We start from the raw sequence: 25,128 nt of genomic DNA, 5'->3' as shown, positions 1-25,128 counted from the left end.
TCAGCTACTATACTTGTAGCGTAAGGGATAATCGTTTATTATAATATAAACTATATTACTTTAATAATGATCAAAGCAATATGTGCAAAAGTAAACTTTAAAAAACAAACACACAATTTATGTCTGTTGTTGCTAATTAATAGTTAATAAGATACAGTATTCCTTTATACTAATCAAATTAAGTATTTATCGTAATTAGTAGCATTAAGCTTGGTGCAGTTTGTATTGATTATGAATAGCGTTCGGTTGTTGCCTTAAGTGACTTATTGTTTCTTTTAAAGCATTATTATTACCATTAATGAAGTATTGTCGGTGTAATTATCGATGTATCTGTGAAAAGTCTGGGGCAATACCAATTATAGGTCCAAATAAATATATTCTCTATATATTCTTGGAAACAGTGTTGATACGCTTGTGGGGCACTAAAGTAAAAGAATAATGATTTTAATTAAAACATCAGGTTGTAACACGGCACTTGCTTTGCACCTGATTGTGTATAATGATAATATTTATAAAAAACATGGTAAGCATCCGCTGCCAAATGATAGTGAAATTGGAACTGGAAAAGTTGGGGCTTAGTTGCGCGGTTGTTGAATTGGGGAGGGCAGAGATTATAGGCAATCCTTCTAATGAGAAGATCGATCAAATACGCTTGGCGTTTCTTGACTTAGGATTGGAATTAATAGATGCTAAAAAAAGCATCCTGGTAGAAAGAATAAAAGGTGTGATAATTGAAATGATCTATTCCTCGGACGACCAACCAAAGGTAAATTTTTCAGACTACCTAAGTGAGAAGATCAAGATGGACTATACCTATATGGCTAATACATTTTCTGAGGATCAGGGAGTTACTATTGAGCATTTTGTCATCCAACAAAAGGTAAAATACGTAAAGGAGCTTATTCGTTATAATGAACTTACGCTTACCCAAATTTCTTGGAAGCTTAATTATAGCAGCGTTGCTCACCTTTCCACCCAGTTTAAAAAAGTGACCGGTATAACCCCATCGCAGTTTAAACAACTTGTACATCAAAGCCTTGTTATGGCTTAAAAAAGGTGTGAATCATATAATGTTTTTAAATAATAGTGTAACATCAGTCGCTTAAGTTCCGGGTAGGTTTGCATAGTCCTAATTCTGCCTAAGAGAGTTAGGAAGCATTTACACCTATTTTAAACATTAAGCTATGAACAAAAAAATTACTCCCACTATTAATAGTGCTCAAATGCGTAAAAGCAGAGGCTATTCTAAAATAGTTGCTACCATTGGGTCGGTAGTATTACTTCTTATTCTTTTTGCAGCTGGCTGCAAAAAGGATCTTTTTAAACCTGTACAGGGCGTTTGCCCTCTTGTTGTTACTGATCCTTTAGATAAAGCGGTAGATGTGCCACTTGCCAAAGTTATTTCGGCAACCTTTAATACCGATATGGACGCTGCTACTGTTAATAAAGCAACATTTATAATTAAAAACGGTACGGCAGTAATATCAGGAACAGTTAGTGCAACTGCTAACGCTGCTACGTACACTTTCACCCCAGATGTGCCTTTATTACCATTTACCGTATATACTGGTACAATTACAACCGGCGCTACCGATAAATTTAAAACGGCATTAGTTGCTGATTATGTGTGGACCTTTACCACCATACCGCAGGTTACACTCACTACAACACCGGTTGCCGGAGGCACAGCTACTGGCGCAGGCGTATTTGCACAGGGAGCAACGGTAACCGTAACTGCTACACCGGCAACAGGTTATACCTTTACTAACTGGACGCTTGCAGGTATTGAGGTCTCTAAAAGTACAAGCTATACATTTACTATGGCGGGTAACAAAGCATTAGTGGCTAATTTTGCAGCAATACCTGTTGGCCAGTTAGCGGTAACCTTAACATCAAACCCAGTTGCAGGTGGAACAAATACAGGATCGGGTTCATATAACCCAGGATCATTTGTAACGGTTGTTGCAACGCCAAACGCAGGATATTCCTTTGTTAACTGGACAGAAAACGGGAACCCTGTATCAACCAGCACAAGCTACTCATTCAATATAGCCGCAAACAGAATATTGGTTGCAAATTACGCAGTAGTTGCACCGGGTCAATTTGCTGTTGCTGTATCTTCCAATCCGGCAATAGGCGGTACAACAACAGGATCGGGTTCATTTGCATCGGGTTCGTCTGTAACAGTAACTGCAACGCCTAATGTAGGATATACATTTACTAATTGGACAGAAGGCGGTATTCAATCAACCAACGCAAGTTACACGTTCAATATAAACGCAAACAGAAACTTAGTGGCCAACTTCACACCTGGCATAGCTATAGGCCCTGGTGTGATAGACCTTGGCTTAGCAGCTAACTATACAATTTTAACCAAAGCAGGTATAACTACAACAGGTGTTACTTCAATTGGTGGTAATATAGGAGTAAGCCCAATAGTAGCCGCTGCAATTACGGGGTTTACTTTGACATTGAGCGCTGACGGGCAATCATCAACTGCACCTAATATATCAGGTCGCGTTTATGCTAAAGATTACGCAGCACCAACCCCTGCAAATCTATCTACAGCAGTAAGTAATATGGAAACTGCCTATACAACAGCTAATGGTTTATCAACAGGACGTATTAATGAGGCAGGTTCCGGAAATGTTACCGGTTTAACGTTGGTTCCCGGATTGTACAAATGGACTACCCCACTTTTGATAAATAGCCCGGGAGTAACGCTTTCAGGTGGGCCAAATGATACCTGGGTTTTCCAAATAGCGCAAGATCTTATTGTTGGTAACGGGGCCAATATCAACCTTATTGGTGGTGCACAAGCTAAGAATATTACCTGGGTTGTGGCCGGACAGGCGACCTTGGGGACAAATGTCAATTTCAAAGGAAATATTTTGAGTAAAACACTTGTCTCTTTAAAATCCGGTTCCACAGTAGTTGGAAGATTATTGGCTCAAACAGAGGTAACGCTAATTGCCAATACAGTTATTTTACCTTAATCTAAACTTAATTTTAAAAGAGAAATCATATGTCACTCATAAATAAAATAAAAAGATCAATTGCATTTTCATTTGTATTGATCTTCGCCCATGTTGCGGTTCAAGCGCAAATTACACAACCTACCTGGTGGTTCGGTTTATCCGGAGCTGCAAATTTTAATTTTTACGATGGTACAACTCAAACGCTTAATAGCTCATTAATAGCTCCAACCGCATTGGGTAAAGGTAGGGGGATACGTCCTTATGGGTCAATCCTTGTAGAGTATCGCCCTGCGGGCGTATTCGGTTTAATGTTAAATGTAGGTTATGATGGCCGTGGTGGCAAATTCAATGAGGTAATAGCTCCTTGTAACTGTCCGGCTAATTTAAGTACCGATTTAAGCTATGCCGTAATTGAACCAAGCCTTAGGCTTGGCGTGCCTAAGACCGGATTGTACTTTTTTGCAGGTCCAAGCATCGCCTTTAACTTAACCAAAAATTTTACTTATACGCAACTTAGGCAACCTGATACCAGGTCGGAATTAAGCAATGTGCGTAATACCCTGATTTCTGGCCAGGTTGGTTTAGGGTATGATATTAAAACATCTTCTCCTGATAATCTCAATCAGGTAAGCATATCTCCATTTGTTTCTTTTCATCCCTATTTTGGCCGCGAGCCGCGTAATATTGAAAGCTGGTCAATTACCACAGTGAGGGCCGGTATTGCCATTAAATTTGGTAAGGCACATAAAGCACCGATTGTTATAGTAACACCCCCGCCAATAGTTACCGAACGCGAAATACAATTTGCGGTGCGCGAACCTAAGGCAGTGCCGTTAAAACGCCAGGTTAGTGAAACTTTACCATTAATTAATGCTGTGTTTTTTGATGAGGGATCGGTTGCAATACCAAACAGGTATGTAATGCTTACCAAAGATCAGGCAACAGCATTCCAGGAAAGCGTATTACAAAAAGAGTCGACAGAAAACATGACAGGGCGCTCAGCACGCCAATTAAATGTATACCATAATATATTAAATATTTTAGGCGACCGTATGCGATCAAATGCCGGAACTGCCGTAACATTAAGCGGCGCCTCACCAAATCTTACAAATGCTAAAGCTTTTGCCGAATCTGTTAAGCAATACCTGATTAATACATTTGGTATTGATGGTTCAAGAATTGCAACCCAGGCCAGCATCAAACCATTGTATCCGTCCGAACAGCCGGGTGGTGATAAAGAGCTTGCATTGCTTCGTGCCGAAGATACACGTGTTGATATTACCAGCACCTCGCCAGAGTTATTACTTGAAGTAGGCGGAGACATGATGAAGCCGGTACAAATTACAGCTACACAAATTGACCCGTTAGACAGTCATGTGGTATTTAATGTCGATGGTGGTAACGAAGTATTAAGTTCATGGAGAATAACCGCTACCGACAGCAGAGGTGTTGTACAACAATACGGACCATTTACTGGCGATATGCAAAGTGTACCCGGTTCTGCCATATTGGGTAATAATCCAACAGGCGATTATAAAATTACTTTATTGGGTACAACTAAAAAGGGTGCAACCATACAAAAACAAAGTACGGTACATTTGGTGCGCTATGAAAATACTGACTTAAAAGGTTTACGTTATAGCATACTCTTTAATTTTGACAAGTCAAAAACCATTGATTCTTACAGCAAGTTTGTATCTGAAACCGTTGCACCATTAATTGCTGATGGGTCAACAGTAATTATACATGGCCACACAGACGTTACCGGAAGTGATGAGTATAACCAATCATTGTCTGACAGTAGATCATCGCAGACGCAAAAGATGATTGAACAAGCAGTAAGGGCTTCAGGCAAAAACAATGTTAAATATCAAACATTAGGATTTGGCGAAGATGATGCACATTCACCGTTTGATAACAATCTTCCCGAAGAGCGTTTTTATAATAGGACTGTTATTATAGATATTATTCTGAACTAATCATTAACTCTTTATTGATATTTGATAAAGCCACCCTAATTAGGGTGGCTTTTATTTTGGTGGAGCCGCATCAGCCACTAATAATCCGATTAAATGTGGAAAACTTGCCTGCTTTTGTGCGGATTTATAAATTAAATAAATCCTAATTTCATTCCATATCTATTAACTTTACATTTTAATTTTTAATACTATGGATATTAAAGGCAAAGTACATGAAGTGGCGCCAACACAACAGGTAACCGATTCGCTTAAAAAGCGCGAATTGATAGTGGAGTATGTTGAAAACCCACAATACCCTGAATACTTAAAATTTGAAGCAATAAATGATCGCTGCAACTTATTGGATAACGTAAAAGTTGGTGATGATGTGGAGGTTTTCTTTAATTTAAGAGGCCGTCCATGGACAGATAAAACCGGTAAAAAAAGTTATTTTAACTCCATGCAACTATGGAAAATTAACATTTTAAGTGGCGCCAGCAACAATACTACCCCTGAGTATGCACCACCTGCAGACATCAGCTCAGCCACTGAAGAAGACGATCTGCCTTTTTAAAATATTTTATTTTCAGAAAAATAATAGAAAAACCCCGCTTGCCGGGGTTTTTCTATTATATGTTAAAAATTGTTAAAACAAACTGCAATACCTTTATTTAAGAATATTTTTGTGCTGCGGAGATAATAACCGCTTTTACATATAGATAACTTACGTTGAAAAAGCGCAGCATTGCTATTATTATAGGTTTAATGAGTTTTGCACTATTAGGTGTAGTTGCTATGCAATTATATTTTTTAAGGCAATCTTATGATATGCAATCCAAATCGTTTGACCGCCAGGTTAATGAGGCTTTAAAAAACGTAGTTGAAAAGCTAAACCGTATTGATGCCAATAAATTTTTAAATGAGCAAGGCAGGCAGCAGCGTTTATTTGCAAAAGGTGCTAATGATATAACCGATATTTTAAGTGCTACTCAAAAGGCCGACCCTAACGAACGAAGAATACAATTAGTTGATTCCTCAAAAATAAAAAATCAACCCGATAGAGAGCGGCAACTGGCACGGCTACGTGATAGTTTGCAGAAATTAATAGTAGATCAAAAGCTAAAAGATGTATTAGCCGGCCTACAGATAAAGTTTGAACAATATATTGATGTATTTGGCAATATTGATTATAGCATAACGCCTCAGTTTGTAGCCCCTAAGCACAACTCCAAAAAGGAATTGCGTAAATATGATACCATACCATATTATGATCCTCAATTTGGCAATATGGTGGATATTCGTATCAATCAATCATGGTTGGCTGAACAGGAACGTAAGCAAAAGGAACGACAAATAAACCGGATAAGGCAAGTGTTAAGTAGCGATTCTATAGCTCGCGCACAAACAGGTAAAGCGGGTGTTATGCAATCTTTAGTGCAGGAGTATGAACGTTCCGGCGAGCCACTGCGCAAAAGGCTTGATAGGCTTTGGGTAGATTCATTATTACATTATGAGCTGCATAACCAGGGAATTTACCTGCCTTTCAGTTATGAGGTATCGCACGCTTATTCTGATACACTTATTTATTCAAATGCTAAAGGTAATGCCAACGAAAAGCCGGTTTTTATACAGGGAGAGACCTACCGAACACCTATATTTAGCAAAGAGATCGTTAATGATCCGGGTTTGATCAAGCTCACCTTTCCACAAAAAAAATCGCTCATTTTAAGCAGCATGACAGCCACCATGTTTACTACTGCCGGGCTATTATTGGTATTGATTATATGTTTTGGATATACCCTTTTCTCTATCATCAGGCAGAAAAAAATAGGCGAAATGAAAACCGACTTTATCAATAACATGACGCATGAGTTTAAAACTCCGGTATCAACCATTATGATAGCCAGCGAGGCCCTGCTTGATGATGAAATTACCGAAGATAAGGCACGGGTATCGCGTTTAGCTAATATTATTTATGAAGAAAATGAACGCCTGGGCAGCCATATTGAGAGGGTATTAAATATTGCCCGTATTGATAAAAACGATTTCAAACTGGAAAATAACCCGGTTGATGTGAATGAGATGGTTAATGTGGTGCTGGATAGCATGGCTCTTAAGCTGCAAAAATGCAATGCCGATGTAGCATTAAACCTTGATGCCGAAAATGCAGTCATAAACGCAGATGAACTTCATTTTTCAAACGTATTGTATAATTTAATTGATAATGCCATCAAATATAGTGAGGATGTGCCGCAGATAACCATAAGTACCTATAATAAAAATGGGCATGTAGTTATTAAGGTTGCCGATAAAGGCATAGGTATGGGCCGCGATCAGCAGGCTAAAATATTTGAGCAGTTTTACCGGATACCTACCGGTAATTTACACAATGTTAAAGGTTTTGGTTTAGGTTTAAGCTATGTAAATACCATAGTTAAAAGGCTTAACGGCACAATTGCGGTTAAGTCTGAAAAGGATAAGGGCTCGGAGTTTGAGCTAAAATTTTCTGTTGTATAAATAGCGGGGTTGAGCTGTGCAGGGAGTAATTGATATTAAAAATCACAATTAGTACACCTACCTATGAAAAAAATATTACTTGTTGAAGACGATCCCAACCTTGGCCTTTTGTTACAGGATTATCTGCAGTTAAAAGGAAAGTTTGAAGTGGTGTTGTGTACCGATGGCGATGAAGGCTTGCGCGCTTTTACCAAACAAAGCTATGATTTACTGATACTGGATGTGATGATGCCTAAAAAGGATGGGTTTACTTTAGGTAAAGAGATACGAAAGATCAATGACCACGTGCCTATAATTTTTGCAACTGCAAAAGCCATGATAGAGGATAAAACGCAAGCCTACAACCTTGGCGGAGATGATTACATCACCAAACCTTTCCGTATAGAAGAGCTATTGTTGCGCATAAACGCTTTATTAAAACGTACCGAGGGATCTGAGAAGAAAGCCGAAGAAATACAGGCACATTTTAAAATTGGTAAGTATGATTTTGATTATTCTACTCAAGTGATATCCATAGGCGATTTGCAGCAAAAACTTTCTACCAAAGAAGCCGAATTATTACGTCTTTTATGCCTGCATAAAAATGAGGTATTAACCCGCGAAGAAGCGTTGCTACACATCTGGCATGATGACAATTACTTCAACGGTCGTAGTATGGATGTGTTTTTAAGCAAAATACGTAAGTATTTAAAAGACGACCCTAATGTGGAGATAGTTAACGTGCATGGCAGGGGGTATAAATTGCTGATCAATTAATTCAACATTATCTTTTCATGCTGAGATGGTATCTCCACATTTAAAAAGCCCTTCTCTTTTAACATTTTGCTAAAATGTAGCTGTACATCGTATTCGCCGTGTACCAGGAATATCTTTTTAATTTTTTCAGGATCCTGGCAAGATAGGAAGCGTAACAGGTCTTCATAATCGCCGTGCGCGCTCATAGATTTGATGGACCTCACCTCGGCTTTAACATCATACCTTTCGTCAAAAATAAACACTTCTTTATCCCCTCTCATCAGGCTTCCGCCTAACGAATCTGGTTCACAATAACCTACCATTAAAATGGTTGTCTTTTCGGTATTAATATTGTTTTTAATATGATGCTTAACTCGCCCCGCCTCGGCCATTCCTGATGACGAAATAATCACACATGGTCTTGGGTCATTATTTAACGCGATAGATTCTTCTGTTGATTGCACAAAACGAAGTCCCTTAAAGCCAAATGGGTCATAGTCAACCTTTAATACCTCGTTAACCGCTTTGTTATATACCTCAGGATGTTCCTTTAACACTTTAGTGGCTTTTTCAGACAAGGGGCTATCTACATAATAAGGCAAATCAGGCAATATACCTTTTAATTCTAATGCGTTTAAAGCATATAGTAATTCCTGTGTACGGCCAACGCTAAAAGCGGGTATAATAACCTTTCCTTTTTTTATCAGGCAAGTTTGATTAATAATCTCCAGTAAAGCATCGGCAATAGGTGCTAACTCTTTATGCAGTGAATCGCCATAAGTTGATTCTAATAAAATATAATCAGCCTGCGGAAACGGTTGCGGGCTTTTTAACACCATATCGTCATAACGGCCAACATCGCCACTAAAAGTAATACGGGTTTCTTTGCCATCCTCCAAAATAACCAGGTGTGCCGCTGCACTTCCTAATACATGTCCGGCATCTGTAAAATGAAATTTTATGCGCGGGGTAATGGCGTACTCTTCATGATATTCAACAATTTTAAATAAGCGTAAAGCTTCTATGGCATCATCTTCGGTATATAAAGGTGTTAAAAGAGGTAAGCCCTTTCTTATACGGTGTTTATTGCTATAAGCTATATCCTGCATCTGAATTTTAGCCGAATCCATCAGCAATATACGGGCAAGATCCATCGTGGCCGACGTACAAAAAATTTGCCCGTTAAATCCCTGTGCAACCAGGCGAGGTATTAAGCCGCAATGATCAATATGTGCATGCGATAGTATCAGGTAATCCAGCTTTTTAGGGTTAAAGCCAAAGTGGTCATTCAGGTCATCTGTATGTTCGCCCATACCCTGAAACATGCCGCAATCCAGCAAAATGCTGGTTCCGTCCTGTAAATGTATTAAATGCTTACTGCCGGTAACATTGCGGGCAGCACCATGAAAAGTTATATTCATATATAGGTTTGTGCCCAAATAAAGACAATATTTGAAAAGAAGTTTTAATTTTTTTGAAAAAAAATTAGCATTTATCGTTTTAAACTAATAAATTCGTTAGATTGATTTGAATACCCCCCCTAAAAACTAAAGAAATGAAAATTAAAGAACTTACTCGTGCCGAAGAACAATTGATGCAAATATTGTGGCAATTAAAAAAAGGCTTTGTGAAAGATGTAATGGAACAATTACCCGAGCCCAAGCCTGCATATAATACCGTATCAACTATTATCAGAATATTAGAAACCAAAGGATTTGTAGGCCATACGGCTTATGGTAAAAGTCATGAGTATCATCCGGTTGTTAGTAAAGAAGAATATCAAAACTTTGCTACTGATAAATTAATGAATGGTTATTTTGATAATTCTGTAAAGCACATGTTTTCATACTTTGTAAAAAAGGAGAAGATTGACTTGAAGGAGGCAGATGAGATCATGAAACTTATTGAAAAATTGAAAAATAAATAAGTATGGGCTGGTGGCATTATTTATTACTGGTTAATTTTTACCTGGTTTTATTTTTTGTCTTTTATGCCTTACTGCTTAGTAAGGAGACATTTTTTCATCTTAACCGAGTTTATCTGGTTGCGGCCTCCTTATTATCATTTTTTATTCCCCTTATTCAATCCAATTGGGTAAAGGGATTATTTATAACCCAGCAGGTACAAAGCACTATTTATAGTCAGCAGGTTATTTTATACCGCTTTAAGCCTGCAGAACACGCCCTCACACTTGGCAATATACTTACCACCCTATATATAACAGTTAGCCTGTTTTTATTGGTAAGGCTTTTATGGCAGCTCATGACGATAAAAAAGGCTATTGAAAAGCCACAGCCATCAGCAGCATACTCCTTTTTTAAAAAAATAAGTTTGGGCAACAATTTGTTAAACCAGGGTGTTATTGCCGAGCATGAACAAGTACATGCCAGTCAATGGCATTCAGTTGATGTAATGATCATTGAAATAGTGATGATCATCAACTGGTTTAATCCGGTGGTTTATTTGTATCGTTTTTCTATTAAATACATACATGAATTTATTGCCGACAGGCAGGTATTACAAGCAGGTACAGATAAAGCTGATTATGCTTTATTATTATTAAGCCAAACTTTTGATACACCAACAAGCGGCCTTGTAAGCAATTTTTATAGCAGCAGTTTATTAAGGCAGCGAATTTTGATGTTGCAAAAAGATAAATCAAAACGAATAGCCCTGGCAAAATATGGCTTATCGGCTCCATTATTTATATTGATGTTAATATTTTCATCAGCTACAGTAAATAATAGCAAGGCGGTAAAAGTTATTAATAATAAGGCGGCAAAAATAGCTATGCTGCCCGCTGCTTCAACACAGTTATTAAAGGATGTTAATTCTAATATCACAAGTAAGGAGAAAGTAGTTAACGATTTGCAATATGTTGCCCATGATACACCAGTACCCGATACAGAAGATATGACATTGCCAAGGGAAGAATTTTCCGACTTATTTGCGGTTAGGAAAAATGTTGATGGTATAAACACCGACAATGTAAAAGGCCAGGTTGTTTTTGTACCTATTGAAAAGCAACCCGAGTTTCCCGGAGGGATAGAAAAATTTTATGAGATAATAAAAAGCCACATAAAATATCCTGAGCAAATGCGTGAAAGCAGTATTGAGGGTAAAGCCTTTGTTCAGTTTGTGGTTGAAAAAGATGGTTCTGTTACCGATTTTAAAACCATTCGCGACCCGGGATATGGATCAGAGGAAGAAACACAAAGGGTAATGGCATTATTACCTAAATGGAAGCCGGGCTATCAAAACGGGCACCCGGTTAGTGTTAGGTACCAAATACCTATTACATTTAAATTAGAGGCTGAACCTAACTTAAAGGATACTACGTCTGCACGTAATTATAAGAAGAAAGCAACCTCGCTTATTGCAGCAACAAAATCAGTTACCGCTTTGGATGTGGTTAAAACAAAAGTATTAACCCCGGTAATTATTCAACCCGAAAGTAGTTTAACCACCATGGTGGCTACAATGGCCAGGCGAATAATGGGTGGCTTAAGCGGTATAAAGCAGGATTCAGACTCGGATTATTAGGGAAGAAATTATAAAACTAAAAAATTAGTTGCAAAAGTAAAATATAACTAATATCTTAGTTTTATAATTTAAAACCAATGATTATGAAACTTAAGAAACTATTGCAACACCTAATGGCCATAGTGTTTGCATTAACGCTGGTATTACCGGCAATGGCCCAAAATTCTAAAAAGCCAAATGCGCCTAATCCCAAATTACTGACTCAGCAAAAAAATGGGGTTTATAGTATGGTAGAGGATGCGCCTGCTTTTCCGGGGGGAGCTAATGCGTTTATGAATTACCTGGCCCAAAACGTTAAATATCCTACTACAGATTTGGAAAACAATGTACAAGGCAGAGTAATTGCTCAATTTGTTGTAGAAAACGATGGTAGTTTGACCGAAATTAAAACTGTCCGTTCACCAAGTAAGGCAATGGCTGATGAGGCTATAAGAGTTTTAAAGAAATCGCCTAAATGGAAACCGGGTAAAGTAAAGGGTAAAGCTGTAAGAGCAATGTATACTGTGCCGGTAACTTTTACCCTGGAAGCATAAATTAAAAAAATGGAAATAAAGGAACTAACGCGTGCCGAAGAGCAGTTGATGCAAATACTTTGGGATTTAAAAAAGGGTTTTGTTAAGGATGTAATTGAACACTTACCCGAGCCAAAGCCTGCATATAACACCGTATCAACTTTTATTAGAATATTGGAGGCTAAAGGTTTTGTTAGTTACGTAGCACATGGTAAAAGTCATGAGTATTATCCGTTGATAAGTAAAGAGCAGTATAAAAGCTTTGCCGCCGATAAATTAATGAGCGGTTATTTTGATAACTCGGTAAAGCGCATGTTATCCTATTTTGTGAAAAAGGAAAAAATTGACCTGAACGAGGCTGATGAAATTATTGAACTGATTGAAAAATTAAAGAAGAAGTAATATGAACTGGTGGCATTATTTATTACTGGTAAATTTTTACCTGGTATTGTTTTTCGGGTTTTACACTTTACTGCTACGTAAAGAAACGTTTTTTCAGCTTAATCGCATTTACCTGGTAGTGGCGGCGGTATTGTCATTTGCTATTCCACTTATTCAAGCCGATTGGGTAAAAAACTTATTCATTACGCAACAAGTACAGCAAACCATTTATAATACGCCTATAAGTACCTACACCTACAATTTTACCTATAATATCACACCGGCCGATGATTTGCTTACCATTGGCGAGGCGTTGGGCATATTATATATAGTTGTAGCCTTAATTTTAGTTTTAAAGCTGATGTGGGAGCTTATAGTTTTGAAAAAGGAAATAGAAAAGCCAGATCCATCAGTAGCCTATTCGTTTTTTAAAAAAATAAGCTTGGGTAATAATACGGATAACCACGATGTAATCGCCCGGCACGAGCATGTTCATGCCAGCCAATGGCATACTATTGATGTATTGATCATTGAAAGTATAGTTATTATTAATTGGTTTAATCCGGTGGTATACCTGTATAGGTTTGCCATTAAATATGTTCATGAGTTTATTGCTGATAACCAGGTGCTGCAAACGGGTACAACAGATAAAGCCGACTATGCCATGCTGCTGTTAACCCAAACATTTGATGTCCCATCAAATCATTTAGTAAGCAATTTTTATAACCACAGTTTATTAAAGCAACGTATTATCATGTTACAAAAAAATAAATCAAAACGCATAGCCCTGGCTAAATATGGCCTTTCGGCACCACTATTTGTTTTAATGCTGATATTATCATCAGCAACAGTAAACAATAGCAAGGCGTTAGAAAATATTACCACAAAGGCCGAAGATGTATTATTGGTTCCGGCCTCGTCGTCGGTTGCCATGTTAACCAATGATGAAAAAAGTGATCTTGTAAATTCGGCAGATAAAATTAAACCTACGCAGCAACACTTGTTTGCTGACGAAAGTGATGTATTGCCTATTTATGAAGTACAAAGCACTTTTAGAGACACCAGCAAGGATGACCGTATTTTTACCGTGCTTGAAATTCAGCCAAAATTCCCAGGCGGAACACAGAATTTTCTACAGTATATGGCCGCTAATATCAGATACCCGGCAGATGACAGGAAAAACAATGTAACAGGGCGTGTTGTACTTCAGTTTGTCGTTGAAAAAGACGGAAGTTTAACTAATATTAAGGTGGTACGCAGCCCCAGCGCCGCAATGGGACAGGAGGCCGTAAGAGTGTTAAGCAACTCACCAAAATGGGAACCCGGTAAACAGGGCGGAAGCGCTGTAAGGGCCCAATTTACTATACCTGTTAATTTTACCCTGGATAAAAAAATTGATGATGATTATAGCAAGGTACAATATAACAAGATATATGATGCGGTAGATATCATGCCATATCCTAAGGGCGGTACAAAAACTTTTTTGGAGTATTTAAAACAAAATTTAAAATACCCCGAAGCTGATAAAAATAACAAAGTGGAAGGTAGGGTTACTACGCAACTTGTTGTTGAAGCCGATGGACGTTTAACTAATATAAAGGTTTTAAAAAGTCCAACTACCAGCATGGCTAATGAGGCTGTTAGGGTGTTAAAAAATGCTCCAAAATGGAATCCCGCAATTCAAAAGGGGCGTAAAATAAGATTGCAATATACCGTGCCGATAAATTTTAGTTTAAGTAACGATGACCCTTCAAATTTTATAAGAGGATTGAGAGTAGACGCTAACTCCCCGCTAATTATTGTTGATGGCATAGAAGTAACAAGCGATTTAAACCGGGTAGATGCAAGTAGTGTCCAATCATTTAGTATATTAAGGGATGCTACAGCTGTTTCAAAATACGGCGAAAAAGCAAAAAATGGGGTGATAATAATAACTACAAAAAATGGTACGGGTCCTAAGGGAGAGACCCCCCCCACCAATTAAAAGCAATAACTAAAAATATCCTAAACCATATCTTTTTCAATTAGTTAATTTGGCCTTGCAAAGTGATACTTTGCAAGGTTTTTTGTGAGTTTATAGAGTTATGATTTTTGGTAAATTTATTAAACAACGCATTATCATGTTACAAAAAAATAGATCGAAACGCATAGCCCTGGGTAAATACGGCCTTTCGGTACCGCTATTTGTTTTAATGCTGATTTTATCATCAGCTACAATAGACAACAGCAAGGCAGTAAAAAATATTAGCACAAAAGCCAAAGATGTATTATTGGTCCCGGCCTCGTCATCTGTAGCTATGTTGACCGATGATAACAATGTTGCGGTGGCGCCCCCTGTATTGCTAGCCGATACCAGTGAGAATACACAGCAGCCATCTTTCCCGGGAGGAAAATCTGCATTGGATGCATACATGGGAAGAAATGTAAGATATCCGATAAGGGATAGGGAACATAATATACAGGGAAAAGTTAACCTGCAGTTTGCTATTGAAACCGACGGATCAGTTACTGATGTAATAGCCATTTCGGGCCCCAGTCAAAGCCTGAAAGATGCTGCCATAGTGGCTATGAAAAATTCGCCAAAGTGGATACCGGGTTACAAAAATGGAAAATTGATAAAAATGCCTTATAGCTATGAGGTAAATTTTACTTTAAGTTACGATAACTCAAATGGGGCCAAAATTTTTAAAGTGGTTGATAATAGTGTAGATAACCAGGTTTTTACTGTGCTTGAAACCCAGCCCACATTTCCGGGTGGAATAAAAAATTTTCTGCAATATATAGCCAATAACGTAAAATACCCGGCAGAAGACAGGAAAAATAATTTACAGGGAAAGGTTATAGTTCAGTTTGTTATAGAAACCAACGGTAGTTTGACCGATATTAAAGCAATACGCAGCCCAAGCAATACTATGAGCGAAGAAGCTGTAAGGGTGGTGAGCAGCTCACCAAAATGGATCCCCGGTATGCAAGGCGGAAGTTTTGTAAGATCACAATTTACCGTACCTATTAATTTCACCCTTAACAATGATAATACTACATCAAAAGGGGTAACAGATGCTGTAAAACAATAAATTAAATAGCCTAAACCATATCTTTTTCAATTAGTAAATTTGGCCTTTCAGAGTGATACTTTGCAGGGCTTTTTTTTGAGTTTTGGTTATGATTTTTTTGATATATTTAATTAAAACAAATCATCATGAACCTAAAACTTATTTTACAACTATCGGCCTTTGGGTTGATCATGTCCCTGGGTACAGTATCATTGATACCCCAGCAAATTGAACCTGTTTTTTGGATAGTTATATTTATTATTTGCGCGTGGGTTATTGCAAAAGCGGCGCCGGGTAAATATTTTTTACATGGCTTTTTAGTATCGCTGGTTAACTGTGTGTGGATAATTGCCGTGCATACTATATTTTATAACACCTATATAGCTAATCATCCAAGTGTTGCATTAATGAATAATGATGCTCCTGTGGGCGTGGCTACCCATCCAAGGCTGGTACAGGCCATATTTGGCGCGTTAATTGGTGTTATTTCGGGTGTAGTATTGGGGCTGTTTTCGGTTATAGCATCAAAATTTGTAAAAAAGGCATAACCGAAGCCTAATCTTGCATTTAAATTATTAATTTTGGGCCATTAATGCATTAATCAGCAATAAAAAATGAAACCTTTTATATCAACAAAACTTTACGGATTTATAAATTACGCTTGCGCAATTTTATTATTAACATCACCATGGTTATTTGGATTTGACGACATGGGAGGTGCTGCCTTTTTTATGCCGTTATTAATAGGCTGGATACAGTTAATTATGGCCATTTTTAGCATTACTCCGTTAGGTTTTATCAGGGTATTCCCGTTACAGATGCATACCTGCTTAAATGTTTTGCCGGGTTCATTTTTATTATCATTACCATGGATATATCATTTCTCAGGGTCGGTTTGGTTACCGCACTTTGCATTAGGATTGGTGCTTTGTTTAAATGGTATTTTTGTAACCAATTCGCCGTTTTTAACCAGGGCCACGCCAAGTTTGCCCGAAGCCGGTATTACATCTGTTGATGCGCACGAAGGAAGATTGAATCACTAAGAATAAAGAAATATTTTTTAACACGGCTTGGAAAATAAAATTTTCAAGCCGTGTTTTGTTGCCTGGCTAAAACACCTCGTTAAGCCCTAAAAATATGCCGCTTGACCCATAAGCACCACGGGCATAATCAATACAAAGGTTGGAGCGGCTATTTTTATTAAAAAGTAATCTTAACCCTACCCCTGCACCGGGTTCAATATATTCCATTAATTTAATATCGCGCCTCCGGTTGCTGGCTGTTTGCCCGTTAACAAAGGTAACGCCTGATAGTAATTTGTTTTTAGTAATAGGGAAACGATATTCTAATTCGCTATACATAAAATTTGCCCCTTTAAACCGCCCTATAGTATAACCCCTTCCTAACCGGTTCAAAGCATCGCTGCCGGTGCCTGTAAGTTCTAAATAAGGTAACGATCCATCCAATAAATAACTGCCCCAAAACCAATAAGCTAATATATGTTCCGGATTTTTTTTTGATAGGCTCCAATATTTTCTTAATTCGGTTTTTAATTGCGAGGCGTATGCATGGCTGCCCATCCATTTTTGGTTTACGCGTAAAACTAAATCAATATACATACCATAATATGGTCGGTTAACATGGTCGCGTGTATTGTAGGCAACGTTAAACAAAAGGCCATTAGCCGAGTATCCATCTGTTGGATACCCATTAATTACACTATACCTATAATTATGAGTGCCAATGTTAGGCCCTATCCTTCGTTCATCATCAATGTTATTGTAATAATTAATAACAACACCGGCCCCGGCATATACATGATCCATTAATTGCATGTATACACGTTCGTTAAATTTAATATAGGTAAACTCTATCGGAAAAACATCAGCGTTATTGGCCAAAGGGAACCCATTAATTGAAAAACTTCCTTCACCTATAGCGTGACGGCCCGTACCTACACCATAATCAAGTGCAACGGTTTTTCCAACCTGGACGCTGCCCTGTATGTTAAATTTATCGTGGTTGGTAAATGCATTGTTTTTAAATTCAAAAGAGGATAGACCAGCCGTTGAAGTATAAGCATTAGCATTAAATACAGAGAATGAGGTTGTTTTAGGATCGCCAAAGGTTTTACCTGTTGTTGACGTAACACCTATTGAAAAACCCACGCTTGGATTATAACCTGCTGACGGAAGAATAGAAAAAGCCGAGTGTGTTTTTTTGACAGTATCGGCACCAACATCTTTTTTTTTACTAAAAATGTCTTTTATTACATCAATTGCATCTGTTTGCTTGTCCAACACTTCCTTTGAGTCATTTTTTTCCTGCGAAAAGCATACTCCAAAACTCAAAAATATAACAGATACTGCCAGGGCAAATCTTTCAACTACACTTTTAAACAATTTTATAAGTTTATAAAGGTTTAACTATTGCAATATAATTGTAAAGATTTGAAATTGCCAAGTGCAATCAGTAATAATGTATTGTTAAATTGATTTAAACCTTAAGTAAAACTAATCGTCAAAAAAACCAAAAAGGTGATTATGGAAATATTACGTGTTTATTGGGATTTTTACTTTAGCAGCAGGGATAAAATATTTTTAAAAGTTTGCGCTGCAGAAATTTATTAAAGCTGATGTAAATAAAAAGGGTTATGTGCTACTATACATAACCCTTTTTATTAAATTTTATTAGCAATTATTCAACAACCGATACTTTAAGCATATTGGTTTTACCATGGTTAGTAATTGGTACAGAAGCCGTATTAATTACCACTTCGCCAACGCCAATCAGGTTTGCTGCTTTCAGCATAGCGTTTACATCAGCTATGGTTTGATCGGTACTTTCCAGTTTATCATAATAAAAGGTACGTACTCCCCAAAGTAAGCTTAACGCGTTTAACAGGTGCTTGTTTGATGTAAATATAAAAGTACGTGCTTTTGGCCTGTAGCTTGATATTTCGAAAGCGGTATATCCGGATGTGGTCATAGCTACAATGCCCACCGCATTAGTATGCTCGGCCAGGTAAACAGCCGATTCGCATACCGCGTTACTTAAATAGCTCGGTGTTGTAGTATCCGTGGTTTCAATAGGGTCTTTTACGTTAAAAGGATATCCTAATTCCTCCACATTACGCACAATTTTTGCCATTGTTTCAATAACGATAAGCGGGAACTCGCCTACAGATGTTTCACCACTAAGCATAACGGCATCTGCGCCATCCAGTACAGAGTTTGCCACATCATTAACTTCGGCACGCGTAGGGCGTGGGGTAGTTATCATTGATTCCAGCATCTGCGTGGCAACAATTACCGGCTTTGATGCCGCGCGGCATTTGCGGGCAATCATTTTTTGTAGTAACGGCACTTCTTCTAACGGCATTTCAACACCAAGGTCGCCACGGGCAACCATTACACCATCTGTTGCGGCAATAATGGCATCAATATTCTCAATAGCTTCTGGTTTTTCAATTTTAGCTATTACCTTAGCTGCTTTTCCACGCGCGTTGATAACTTGTTTTAACTCGGTAATATCATCAGCATTACGTACAAACGATAAGCCTATCCAATCAACATCGCAATCTAAAGCAAAATGCAGATGCTCCAGGTCCTCTTCGGTTAAGCTGGGTATAGATACTTTGGTATTAGGTAAATTAACACCTTTACGCGAGGTTAAAATACCACCATGTACAACCTCGCAAACTACTTTATCAATTTTATTAGTTTCTAAAACACGCATTTGTATTTTGCCGTCGTCTAATAAAATAATTTCATTGGCCTGTACATCCTGCGGAAAAGTGTCATAAGTTATATATATCTGATTGTCATCACCAATACACTCATGGGTAGTAATATTAATATGTGTGCCATTTACCAGGTGTATGCCGCCATCCTTTACCAAACCTATACGGATCTTTGGTCCCTGTAAATCGGCAAGGATAGCTACATTGGTTTTATGTTGTTCATTGATCTCACGTATAGTATCAATTACTTTTTTATGATCTTCGGTTCGTCCGTGCGAAAAATTAAGGCGGCAAACATTTACGCCTGCCTTTATCATGGCTAATAATGTTTCTTTTGGAGCCGAGGCTGGCCCCATGGTAGCAACAATTTTAGTTCTGTTATAGGATAAATTCATAATTATTAGGTCAATTACTGCATCAACACATAGTGTGCAAAATACACATTTAAAATTTCTGCTAAAATAACAGATTTTCGCGTGATTTTATTTTTTTAGGGTCAATCTTTACGGCGGCAACAATTTCAGATATCTTATTTAGGCGATTAATTAAGTTATCAAGCTCATTATCATCTATATAATTTTTAATCATTAAAAAATAATCTGCTTTTTTCATTTCAGGTATCAAGTACCCATCTGAGCCTTTATTACTTATGAAATAAAAATCTGTCTCGCTATCCTCCCAATTATAACTATATATCGAAAAATAAACAGCCGGTGCACCGGGATTAATATCAACCGCAAGATCGGTATTTTTAATGAAATTAAAGTTTAAATGTTTGTTAATGAGGTAGCAAATACGATAATCCTTAAGCGAAGTTGTTACTGCGATAAGCACAAAATCAAGATCAATTTCAAACTTTAAAAATTTCCTATTCAAAATCATTACATTTACACCGGTAAAAATACAATTTGAAACCTTTTGATCTAAAATTTTGTTACCCCTCTAAACTAAAAAGTTTTAGATTTGATATTTGATAGATTTTATTTTTCTTTGCACTGAAATTATTAATCATTAAACTATAATACTATGTCTGATATCGCTTCAAGAGTAAAAGCTATTATCGTAGAAAAATTGGGTGTTGACGAAAGTGAAGTAACCCCAGAAGCTAGCTTCACCAATGATCTTGGTGCTGACTCTTTAGACACCGTGGAATTAATCATGGAGTTTGAAAAAGAATTTAACGTGGCTATTCCTGACGATCAGGCTGAAACTATCGGTACTGTAGGCCAAGCTATTGCTTACCTTGAAAAAAACGTTAAGTAAGACTCCCCTTAAACCTATTAAATGGAGTTTAAAAGAGTTGTAGTAACCGGGCTTGGAGCACTTACTCCAATTGGCAATAGCGTTTCAGCATATTGGAACGGATTGATCAATGGAGTAAGTGGTGCTGCCTTAATTAAAAGTTTTGATACCACGCTGTTCAAAACAAAATTTGCATGTGAAGTAAAAAACTTTGATGCAGAAGGCTTTTTAGGAAGAAAAGAAGCGCGTAAGCTGGACCAATTTGTTCAATACGCGTTATATGCTACCGAAGAAGCGGTTAAAGATGCGGGATTAAACTTTGAAAAACTGGATACCAGCCGTATTGGTTGTATCTGGGGTTCGGGTATAGGTGGTTTGAAAACATTTTTGGATGAGGTTATTGCTTTTGCCAAAGGTGACGGAACACCACGTTTTAACCCGTTTTTTATTCCTAAAATGATAGCTGATATTGCCCCTGGCCATATTTCTATCAAGTACGGCCTGCGTGGGCCAAATTACACTACAGTTTCTGCCTGTGCTTCATCCAATAACTCGCTTATTGACTCATTTAATTATATACGTTTGGGCAAAGCCAATATGTTTATAACAGGTGGTTCAGAAGCTATTATTAATGAGGCAGGTATAGGCGGGTTTAATGCCATGCATGCTATATCAACACGTAATGATGATCCGGCAACTGCTTCAAGGCCTTTTGACCTTGATCGTGATGGATTTGTTGCAGGTGAAGGTGCAGGTACCATTATTTTAGAAGAACTGGAACATGCAAAAGCCAGGGGAGCTAAAATATATGCCGAAATGATTGGCGGCGGCATGAGTGCCGATGCTTACCACATGACGGCTCCGCATCCCGAAGGTTTAGGTGCCGCGCTGGTTATGCGTGCTGCTTTAGACGACGCAGGTATACAGGCATCAGATGTTGATTATGTTAACGTTCATGGAACTTCAACACCCATTGGCGACCCGCAGGAAATTAAAGCGATACAAAATGTGTATGGCGATAGTATTTATGATATAAATATTAGTTCAACCAAATCAATGACGGGCCATTTACTGGGTGCTGCAGGTGCTGTTGAGGCCATTGCCGCTATATTAGCACTAAACAATGATATGGTTCCCCCAACTATCAATCACTTTACTGATGATCCGACTTTTGACCCAAGGATAAATTTTACATTTAACAAGGCTCAACAGCGTAAAGTAAATATAGTGCAAAGCAATGGTTTTGGTTTTGGCGGCCATAATGCTTCTGTAATTTTCAAAAAATTCGAAGAATAAAGTTGGATGCCAGTAAGCCGGTTATATAAACTTTACCTATCCCCCCACAGAAAATACGTTAAAGTTTTAAAAAATTTATTGGGTTTTGTGCCCGGTAATTTGTCTTTATACCGTTTGGCATTTCGCCATAAATCAGTAGCACAAAACGTAAAAAAGGGCGTAAAAAACAGTAACGAGAGGTTGGAGTTTTTAGGCGATGCCGTACTGGGCAGCGTAGTTGCCGAAGTGCTTTTTAAACTATACCCTTATGAAGATGAAGGGTTTTTAACCGAACTACGATCGAAAATTGTGAGCCGGGTTAACCTTAATCAGCTGGCACGTAAGCTGGGTTTTGAAGGCTTAATTGAGTACGATAGCCGTGTGCTGGGCTCGTCAAGGCAAGGGTCATTATTGGGCGATGCTTTTGAAGCGCTTATTGGTGCTGTTTACCTGGATAAAGGCTATAACTTTACCCGCAATTTTTTGATAAATCATATTATCAAATCGCACATTGATATACATACGCTTGAGCAAACTGAAACTAATTTTAAAAGTAAATTGATTGAGTGGTGCCAACGCCACAGTAAGGATATTTCTTTTGACCTGATTGCCAATAGTGATGGCGAAAGTGTTAAGCTGTTTACCGTGCAAGCCAGCGTCGATGGCGAAATAATGGGTTTGGGAAAAGAATTTAACAAGAAAACCGCCGAGAAATTAGCAGCAGAAAAAGCCTGCGAAGCACTGGGCATATAGGTTAATACAACTTTTGCAATTTCAAATTTCCCTTATTCTCCTGGAAATATTTAAACGATTTGTTGATATAAGTAATAACATCATATTCGTTCCAATCCTTTACAATTTCGTATGATGGCGAAAAAGCATTCATGAAATCTTCTATCTCATTATCCGGCAGGTTGGTAAGTTTTTTTACAACAGCCTTATTATATTTTTTACTAACTTCCAGTCGCTCCAGTTCAATTTTTGAATATTCTTTAAAACGGCGTGCCCTGCCCGGGTCTTTGCCAAAAAGTTCGTACATGCCCGTTAAAGGTGATGCCAAAAAAGAAAGTGCCTTGGGTTTCCCATCAGCATAAACTCCTTGCTTACGATATTGGTTAAGCACATCATTTAATTCCTGCTTTTTACTTTGCTCTTTTACGGTAACCTCATTAAGTACATATACAGGCTGCATATATACATTGATATCATAAGCGCCGGAAATAACGAAGTATTCAGGCGTAAAATCAAGCTTTCTAAAAAGCAAGGTGTCACCCTTTGCCGCCTGGATATGAAAAACGCCAAAGTCATCAGTAAGTGTATTGGTTTTTTTGCTGGAGTTTGTGACCTGTACTTGCGCTATCCTGTCGGTATAGTTTTTTTTATAAACAGTTCCGCCTATAGTAAATAACTGCTGTGCATGTACACATAAGGTAAAGCAACAACTAAGTATTATTAAAAAACTAAAGCGGAAATGCATTTAAAGGTATAATCGAAACATCAAATTTACACATTGTTTTTTATAGCAAATGTAAAAAAGTGTTAAAAGGGGAGTCGGAAAGTTTGAAAGACAGTAAAGTCCGGAAGTAAAAGTAGCGTCAATTTACTTTCTGACTAACGGACTTTCCTAACTTTCGGACTAAAAAACTATCTTTGCACATGATAAAATCCATGACAGGGTATGGAATTGCCAGTTTTGATTCGGGTAACTCAAAATACACCGTTGAGATCAAATCGCTTAATAGCAAGTTTCTTGAACTATCCTTAAGGCTGCCTAAAATTTTTTCGGAAAAGGAGTTTCAGTTGCGTAACGATTGCAGTAAGCAAATTGAACGCGGCAAGGTAAACCTGTCTATTAACGTTGAACAGGCGGGCTCAACCGTAAAAGCAGCCGGTATTGACACCGAACTATTAAAACATTATTATGCGCAATTAAAAACCGTTAGTAATGACTTAAATGAACCCACCAGCAATTTGCTGCAATTGGCTTTAGGTTTGCCCGAAGTGGTGAAATACGGCGAAGAAACTGCATCAGAAGATGAATGGAAAGTAGTTGAAAAAACTTTTCAGCAAGCTATGGCTGCTTTTCAACAATTCAGGGTGGATGAAGGTGCTATTTTAGAGCAGGACGTTAAGCAGCGCATAGGCATTATTTTAGATAATTTAAAGCTGGTTGAGGTTGAGGAACCTAAGCGTGTACCTGTAATACGCGAGCGATTGAACCAATTTTTAAGCGAGGCCACCGCACGTGAGGCTATTGACCAGAATCGTTTTGAGCAGGAGTTGATATATTATATCGATAAATTAGATATCACCGAGGAAAAAATACGTTTAAAAGCGCATTGCGATTATTTTATTGAGACCTTGAAAAACGCGGATGCCAACGGGAAAAAATTGGGCTTCATATCGCAGGAGATAGGCCGCGAAATAAATACCCTGGGCTCAAAAGCCAATGATGCCAATATGCAAAAACTGGTAGTGGGGATGAAGGAAGAGTTGGAGAAAATAAAAGAACAATTATTGAATGTATTGTAGTCATTTATCATTTGTCATTAGTCATTAGAACTAGTACAAATGCCAATGACCAATGACCAATGACCAATGACACAAGAGACAGAAGGTAAACTCATCATATTTTCAGCCCCGTCAGGAGCCGGTAAAACTACCATAGTGCAGCACTTGCTCACTAAGTTTCCCGAGCTGGAGTTTTCTGTATCGGCTACCACCAGGGAGCCTCGCGGTAGCGAAGAAAATGATAAAGCCTACCATTTTATAACTAAGGAAGAGTTTTTACACCTGATAGCCAAAAAGCAATTTGTGGAGTTTGAGGAAGTTTACAGCGGCACCTTTTACGGCACCCTGCGTACCGAAATTGAACGCATATGGAAAAAGGGTAAGACTGTAATCTTTGATATTGATGTGGAAGGCGGCCTGCACCTTAAGCGCAAATATGATGGCAACGCTTTGGCCATATTTGTACAACCCCCATCGTTAGAGGTATTAAAAGAACGTTTAATTGGCCGTGGTACTGATAGCCCGGAGAAGTTAAAGGAACGTTTTGCCAAAGCGGAAAAGGAATTAAATTATGCGCCCAAATTTGATATTATCTTGAAAAATTACGATCTTCAAACGGCGTGTTTAGAGGCAGAAATTTTGGTTAAACATTTTATTGCTAAATAATACAGCCAGGCTATT

At 38.0% G+C, this 25,128-nt stretch carries 24 protein-coding genes; 19 read left to right on the top strand and 5 right to left on the bottom strand.

All coding sequences use genetic code 11. The annotated features are described in order from the left end of the window. The first annotated feature begins 499 nt into the window (after positions 1 to 499). From ACYVJ6_RS13975 to ACYVJ6_RS13950, 6 genes are all read left to right on the top strand, one after another. Positions 500 to 1,051 carry a helix-turn-helix domain-containing protein gene (locus ACYVJ6_RS13975; protein ID WP_460694708.1) on the top strand — a complete coding sequence of 184 codons (552 nt, stop codon included), beginning with the start codon at positions 500 to 502 and terminating at the stop codon, positions 1,049 to 1,051. Positions 1,052 to 1,184: 133 nt separating this feature from the next. Further along, positions 1,185 to 2,996 (top strand): ice-binding family protein, encoded by a 1,812-nt coding sequence (locus tag ACYVJ6_RS13970; protein WP_460694707.1) that lies wholly within the window; start codon positions 1,185 to 1,187, stop codon positions 2,994 to 2,996. 29 nt (positions 2,997 to 3,025) lie between these two features. Then, positions 3,026 to 4,957 carry an OmpA family protein gene (locus tag ACYVJ6_RS13965; protein WP_460694706.1) on the top strand — a complete coding sequence of 644 codons (1,932 nt, stop codon included), beginning with the start codon at positions 3,026 to 3,028 and terminating at the stop codon, positions 4,955 to 4,957. A gap of 190 nt (positions 4,958 to 5,147) precedes the next feature. Continuing rightward, a complete protein-coding gene (locus ACYVJ6_RS13960) occupies positions 5,148 to 5,510 on the top strand; it encodes a DUF3127 domain-containing protein (RefSeq protein WP_460694705.1) in 363 nt (120 codons plus the stop codon). Between the two features lie 155 nt (positions 5,511 to 5,665). Beyond that, positions 5,666 to 7,453 (top strand): sensor histidine kinase, encoded by a 1,788-nt coding sequence (locus tag ACYVJ6_RS13955; RefSeq protein ID WP_460694704.1) that lies wholly within the window; start codon positions 5,666 to 5,668, stop codon positions 7,451 to 7,453. A gap of 63 nt (positions 7,454 to 7,516) precedes the next feature. Continuing rightward, on the top strand, positions 7,517 to 8,209 hold the full coding sequence (locus tag ACYVJ6_RS13950; protein ID WP_460694703.1) for a response regulator transcription factor: 693 nt from the start codon (positions 7,517 to 7,519) through the stop codon (positions 8,207 to 8,209). Here ACYVJ6_RS13950 and ACYVJ6_RS13945 read toward each other — a convergent pair. Further along, positions 8,206 to 9,609 (bottom strand): MBL fold metallo-hydrolase RNA specificity domain-containing protein, encoded by a 1,404-nt coding sequence (locus ACYVJ6_RS13945; RefSeq protein ID WP_460694702.1) that lies wholly within the window; start codon positions 9,607 to 9,609, stop codon positions 8,206 to 8,208. The two genes, ACYVJ6_RS13950 and ACYVJ6_RS13945, sit on opposite strands and share 4 nt — an antisense overlap. Before the next feature lie 134 nt (positions 9,610 to 9,743). Between ACYVJ6_RS13945 and ACYVJ6_RS13940 the strand changes: the two genes are divergently transcribed. From ACYVJ6_RS13940 to ACYVJ6_RS13905, 8 genes are all read left to right on the top strand, one after another. Beyond that, positions 9,744 to 10,115 (top strand): BlaI/MecI/CopY family transcriptional regulator, encoded by a 372-nt coding sequence (locus tag ACYVJ6_RS13940; RefSeq protein ID WP_460694701.1) that lies wholly within the window; start codon positions 9,744 to 9,746, stop codon positions 10,113 to 10,115. 2 nt (positions 10,116 to 10,117) lie between these two features. Further along, positions 10,118 to 11,731, top strand: coding sequence for a TonB family protein (locus tag ACYVJ6_RS13935; RefSeq protein WP_460694700.1), 1,614 nt, complete (start codon positions 10,118 to 10,120; stop codon positions 11,729 to 11,731). Positions 11,732 to 11,814: 83 nt separating this feature from the next. Then, complete coding sequence (locus tag ACYVJ6_RS13930) at positions 11,815 to 12,264, top strand: energy transducer TonB (protein ID WP_460694699.1); 450 nt, start codon at positions 11,815 to 11,817, stop codon at positions 12,262 to 12,264. 9 nt (positions 12,265 to 12,273) lie between these two features. Beyond that, positions 12,274 to 12,645 carry a BlaI/MecI/CopY family transcriptional regulator gene (locus tag ACYVJ6_RS13925; RefSeq protein WP_460694698.1) on the top strand — a complete coding sequence of 124 codons (372 nt, stop codon included), beginning with the start codon at positions 12,274 to 12,276 and terminating at the stop codon, positions 12,643 to 12,645. 1 nt (position 12,646) lies between these two features. Then, positions 12,647 to 14,608: a TonB family protein gene (locus ACYVJ6_RS13920; protein ID WP_460694697.1), complete on the top strand. Its 1,962-nt coding sequence runs from the start codon at positions 12,647 to 12,649 to the stop codon at positions 14,606 to 14,608. A 136-nt stretch (positions 14,609 to 14,744) separates the two neighbouring features. After that, positions 14,745 to 15,698, top strand: coding sequence for an energy transducer TonB (locus tag ACYVJ6_RS13915; protein WP_460694696.1), 954 nt, complete (start codon positions 14,745 to 14,747; stop codon positions 15,696 to 15,698). Between the two features lie 125 nt (positions 15,699 to 15,823). Further along, positions 15,824 to 16,225: a hypothetical protein gene (locus ACYVJ6_RS13910; protein WP_460694695.1), complete on the top strand. Its 402-nt coding sequence runs from the start codon at positions 15,824 to 15,826 to the stop codon at positions 16,223 to 16,225. Between the two features lie 66 nt (positions 16,226 to 16,291). Continuing rightward, positions 16,292 to 16,720 carry an SPW repeat domain-containing protein gene (locus ACYVJ6_RS13905; RefSeq protein WP_460694694.1) on the top strand — a complete coding sequence of 143 codons (429 nt, stop codon included), beginning with the start codon at positions 16,292 to 16,294 and terminating at the stop codon, positions 16,718 to 16,720. 66 nt (positions 16,721 to 16,786) lie between these two features. Here the strand turns inward: ACYVJ6_RS13905 and ACYVJ6_RS13900 are convergent, their stop codons facing one another. The 3 genes from ACYVJ6_RS13900 to ACYVJ6_RS13890 form a co-directional block, all read right to left on the bottom strand. After that, positions 16,787 to 18,079 (bottom strand): BamA/TamA family outer membrane protein, encoded by a 1,293-nt coding sequence (locus ACYVJ6_RS13900; protein WP_460694693.1) that lies wholly within the window; start codon positions 18,077 to 18,079, stop codon positions 16,787 to 16,789. Between the two features lie 295 nt (positions 18,080 to 18,374). Then, the gene (pyk, locus tag ACYVJ6_RS13895; protein ID WP_460694692.1) at positions 18,375 to 19,814 is read right to left on the bottom strand and encodes a pyruvate kinase; all 1,440 of its coding nucleotides are present in this window, start codon (positions 19,812 to 19,814) and stop codon (positions 18,375 to 18,377) included. A 61-nt stretch (positions 19,815 to 19,875) separates the two neighbouring features. After that, complete coding sequence (locus ACYVJ6_RS13890; protein WP_460694691.1) at positions 19,876 to 20,301, bottom strand: IPExxxVDY family protein; 426 nt, start codon at positions 20,299 to 20,301, stop codon at positions 19,876 to 19,878. Between the two features lie 144 nt (positions 20,302 to 20,445). Between ACYVJ6_RS13890 and ACYVJ6_RS13885 the strand changes: the two genes are divergently transcribed. Genes ACYVJ6_RS13885 through rnc form a run of 3 tightly spaced genes read left to right on the top strand, consistent with a single transcriptional unit; the run spans position 20,446 to position 22,689 of the window. Beyond that, complete coding sequence (locus ACYVJ6_RS13885; RefSeq protein ID WP_008508386.1) at positions 20,446 to 20,682, top strand: acyl carrier protein; 237 nt, start codon at positions 20,446 to 20,448, stop codon at positions 20,680 to 20,682. A gap of 21 nt (positions 20,683 to 20,703) precedes the next feature. Then, positions 20,704 to 21,957: a beta-ketoacyl-ACP synthase II gene (gene fabF / locus ACYVJ6_RS13880; protein ID WP_460694690.1), complete on the top strand. Its 1,254-nt coding sequence runs from the start codon at positions 20,704 to 20,706 to the stop codon at positions 21,955 to 21,957. A gap of 6 nt (positions 21,958 to 21,963) precedes the next feature. After that, on the top strand, positions 21,964 to 22,689 hold the full coding sequence (gene rnc, locus ACYVJ6_RS13875) for a ribonuclease III (protein ID WP_460694689.1): 726 nt from the start codon (positions 21,964 to 21,966) through the stop codon (positions 22,687 to 22,689). 1 nt (position 22,690) lies between these two features. Here rnc and ACYVJ6_RS13870 read toward each other — a convergent pair whose 3' ends face one another. Next, complete coding sequence (locus ACYVJ6_RS13870; RefSeq protein ID WP_460694688.1) at positions 22,691 to 23,413, bottom strand: hypothetical protein; 723 nt, start codon at positions 23,411 to 23,413, stop codon at positions 22,691 to 22,693. A 179-nt stretch (positions 23,414 to 23,592) separates the two neighbouring features. Here ACYVJ6_RS13870 and ACYVJ6_RS13865 point away from each other — a divergent pair, with 179 nt between their 5' ends. Together ACYVJ6_RS13865 and gmk are read left to right on the top strand one after the other, a co-directional pair. Further along, on the top strand, positions 23,593 to 24,468 hold the full coding sequence (locus ACYVJ6_RS13865) for a YicC/YloC family endoribonuclease (RefSeq protein WP_460694687.1): 876 nt from the start codon (positions 23,593 to 23,595) through the stop codon (positions 24,466 to 24,468). 66 nt (positions 24,469 to 24,534) lie between these two features. Next, on the top strand, positions 24,535 to 25,113 hold the full coding sequence (gene gmk, locus ACYVJ6_RS13860; protein ID WP_460694686.1) for a guanylate kinase: 579 nt from the start codon (positions 24,535 to 24,537) through the stop codon (positions 25,111 to 25,113). Positions 25,114 to 25,128 lie beyond the last annotated feature (15 nt).

This window comes from Mucilaginibacter puniceus (assembly GCF_054783175.1).
The sequence above is the reverse complement of the archived record's forward strand: the minus strand, read 5'-3'. Positions and strand labels throughout refer to the sequence as shown.

Excerpts from the sequence above, each read along its gene's own strand:
- ACYVJ6_RS13940 (WP_460694701.1), top strand. The coding sequence starts at position 9,744 with ATGAAAATTAAAGAACTTACTCGTGCCGAAGAACAATTGATGCAAATA.
- ACYVJ6_RS13910 (WP_460694695.1), top strand. The coding sequence starts at position 15,824 with ATGAACCTAAAACTTATTTTACAACTATCGGCCTTTGGGTTGATCATG.
- ACYVJ6_RS13870 (WP_460694688.1), bottom strand. The coding sequence starts at position 23,413 with ATGCATTTCCGCTTTAGTTTTTTAATAATACTTAGTTGTTGCTTTACC.
- ACYVJ6_RS13960 (WP_460694705.1), top strand. The coding sequence starts at position 5,148 with ATGGATATTAAAGGCAAAGTACATGAAGTGGCGCCAACACAACAGGTA.
- ACYVJ6_RS13915 (WP_460694696.1), top strand. The coding sequence starts at position 14,745 with ATGTTACAAAAAAATAGATCGAAACGCATAGCCCTGGGTAAATACGGC.
- ACYVJ6_RS13945 (WP_460694702.1), bottom strand. The coding sequence starts at position 9,609 with ATGAATATAACTTTTCATGGTGCTGCCCGCAATGTTACCGGCAGTAAG.
- ACYVJ6_RS13920 (WP_460694697.1), top strand. The coding sequence starts at position 12,647 with ATGAACTGGTGGCATTATTTATTACTGGTAAATTTTTACCTGGTATTG.
- ACYVJ6_RS13890 (WP_460694691.1), bottom strand. The coding sequence starts at position 20,301 with ATGATTTTGAATAGGAAATTTTTAAAGTTTGAAATTGATCTTGATTTT.
- ACYVJ6_RS13970 (WP_460694707.1), top strand. The coding sequence starts at position 1,185 with ATGAACAAAAAAATTACTCCCACTATTAATAGTGCTCAAATGCGTAAA.
- ACYVJ6_RS13865 (WP_460694687.1), top strand. The coding sequence starts at position 23,593 with ATGATAAAATCCATGACAGGGTATGGAATTGCCAGTTTTGATTCGGGT.
- rnc (WP_460694689.1), top strand. The coding sequence starts at position 21,964 with ATGCCAGTAAGCCGGTTATATAAACTTTACCTATCCCCCCACAGAAAA.
- fabF (WP_460694690.1), top strand. The coding sequence starts at position 20,704 with ATGGAGTTTAAAAGAGTTGTAGTAACCGGGCTTGGAGCACTTACTCCA.
- ACYVJ6_RS13950 (WP_460694703.1), top strand. The coding sequence starts at position 7,517 with ATGAAAAAAATATTACTTGTTGAAGACGATCCCAACCTTGGCCTTTTG.
- ACYVJ6_RS13885 (WP_008508386.1), top strand. The coding sequence starts at position 20,446 with ATGTCTGATATCGCTTCAAGAGTAAAAGCTATTATCGTAGAAAAATTG.
- ACYVJ6_RS13965 (WP_460694706.1), top strand. The coding sequence starts at position 3,026 with ATGTCACTCATAAATAAAATAAAAAGATCAATTGCATTTTCATTTGTA.
- ACYVJ6_RS13930 (WP_460694699.1), top strand. The coding sequence starts at position 11,815 with ATGAAACTTAAGAAACTATTGCAACACCTAATGGCCATAGTGTTTGCA.
- ACYVJ6_RS13905 (WP_460694694.1), top strand. The coding sequence starts at position 16,292 with ATGAAACCTTTTATATCAACAAAACTTTACGGATTTATAAATTACGCT.
- ACYVJ6_RS13975 (WP_460694708.1), top strand. The coding sequence starts at position 500 with ATGATAATATTTATAAAAAACATGGTAAGCATCCGCTGCCAAATGATA.
- gmk (WP_460694686.1), top strand. The coding sequence starts at position 24,535 with ATGACACAAGAGACAGAAGGTAAACTCATCATATTTTCAGCCCCGTCA.
- ACYVJ6_RS13935 (WP_460694700.1), top strand. The coding sequence starts at position 10,118 with ATGGGCTGGTGGCATTATTTATTACTGGTTAATTTTTACCTGGTTTTA.
- ACYVJ6_RS13925 (WP_460694698.1), top strand. The coding sequence starts at position 12,274 with ATGGAAATAAAGGAACTAACGCGTGCCGAAGAGCAGTTGATGCAAATA.
- pyk (WP_460694692.1), bottom strand. The coding sequence starts at position 19,814 with ATGAATTTATCCTATAACAGAACTAAAATTGTTGCTACCATGGGGCCA.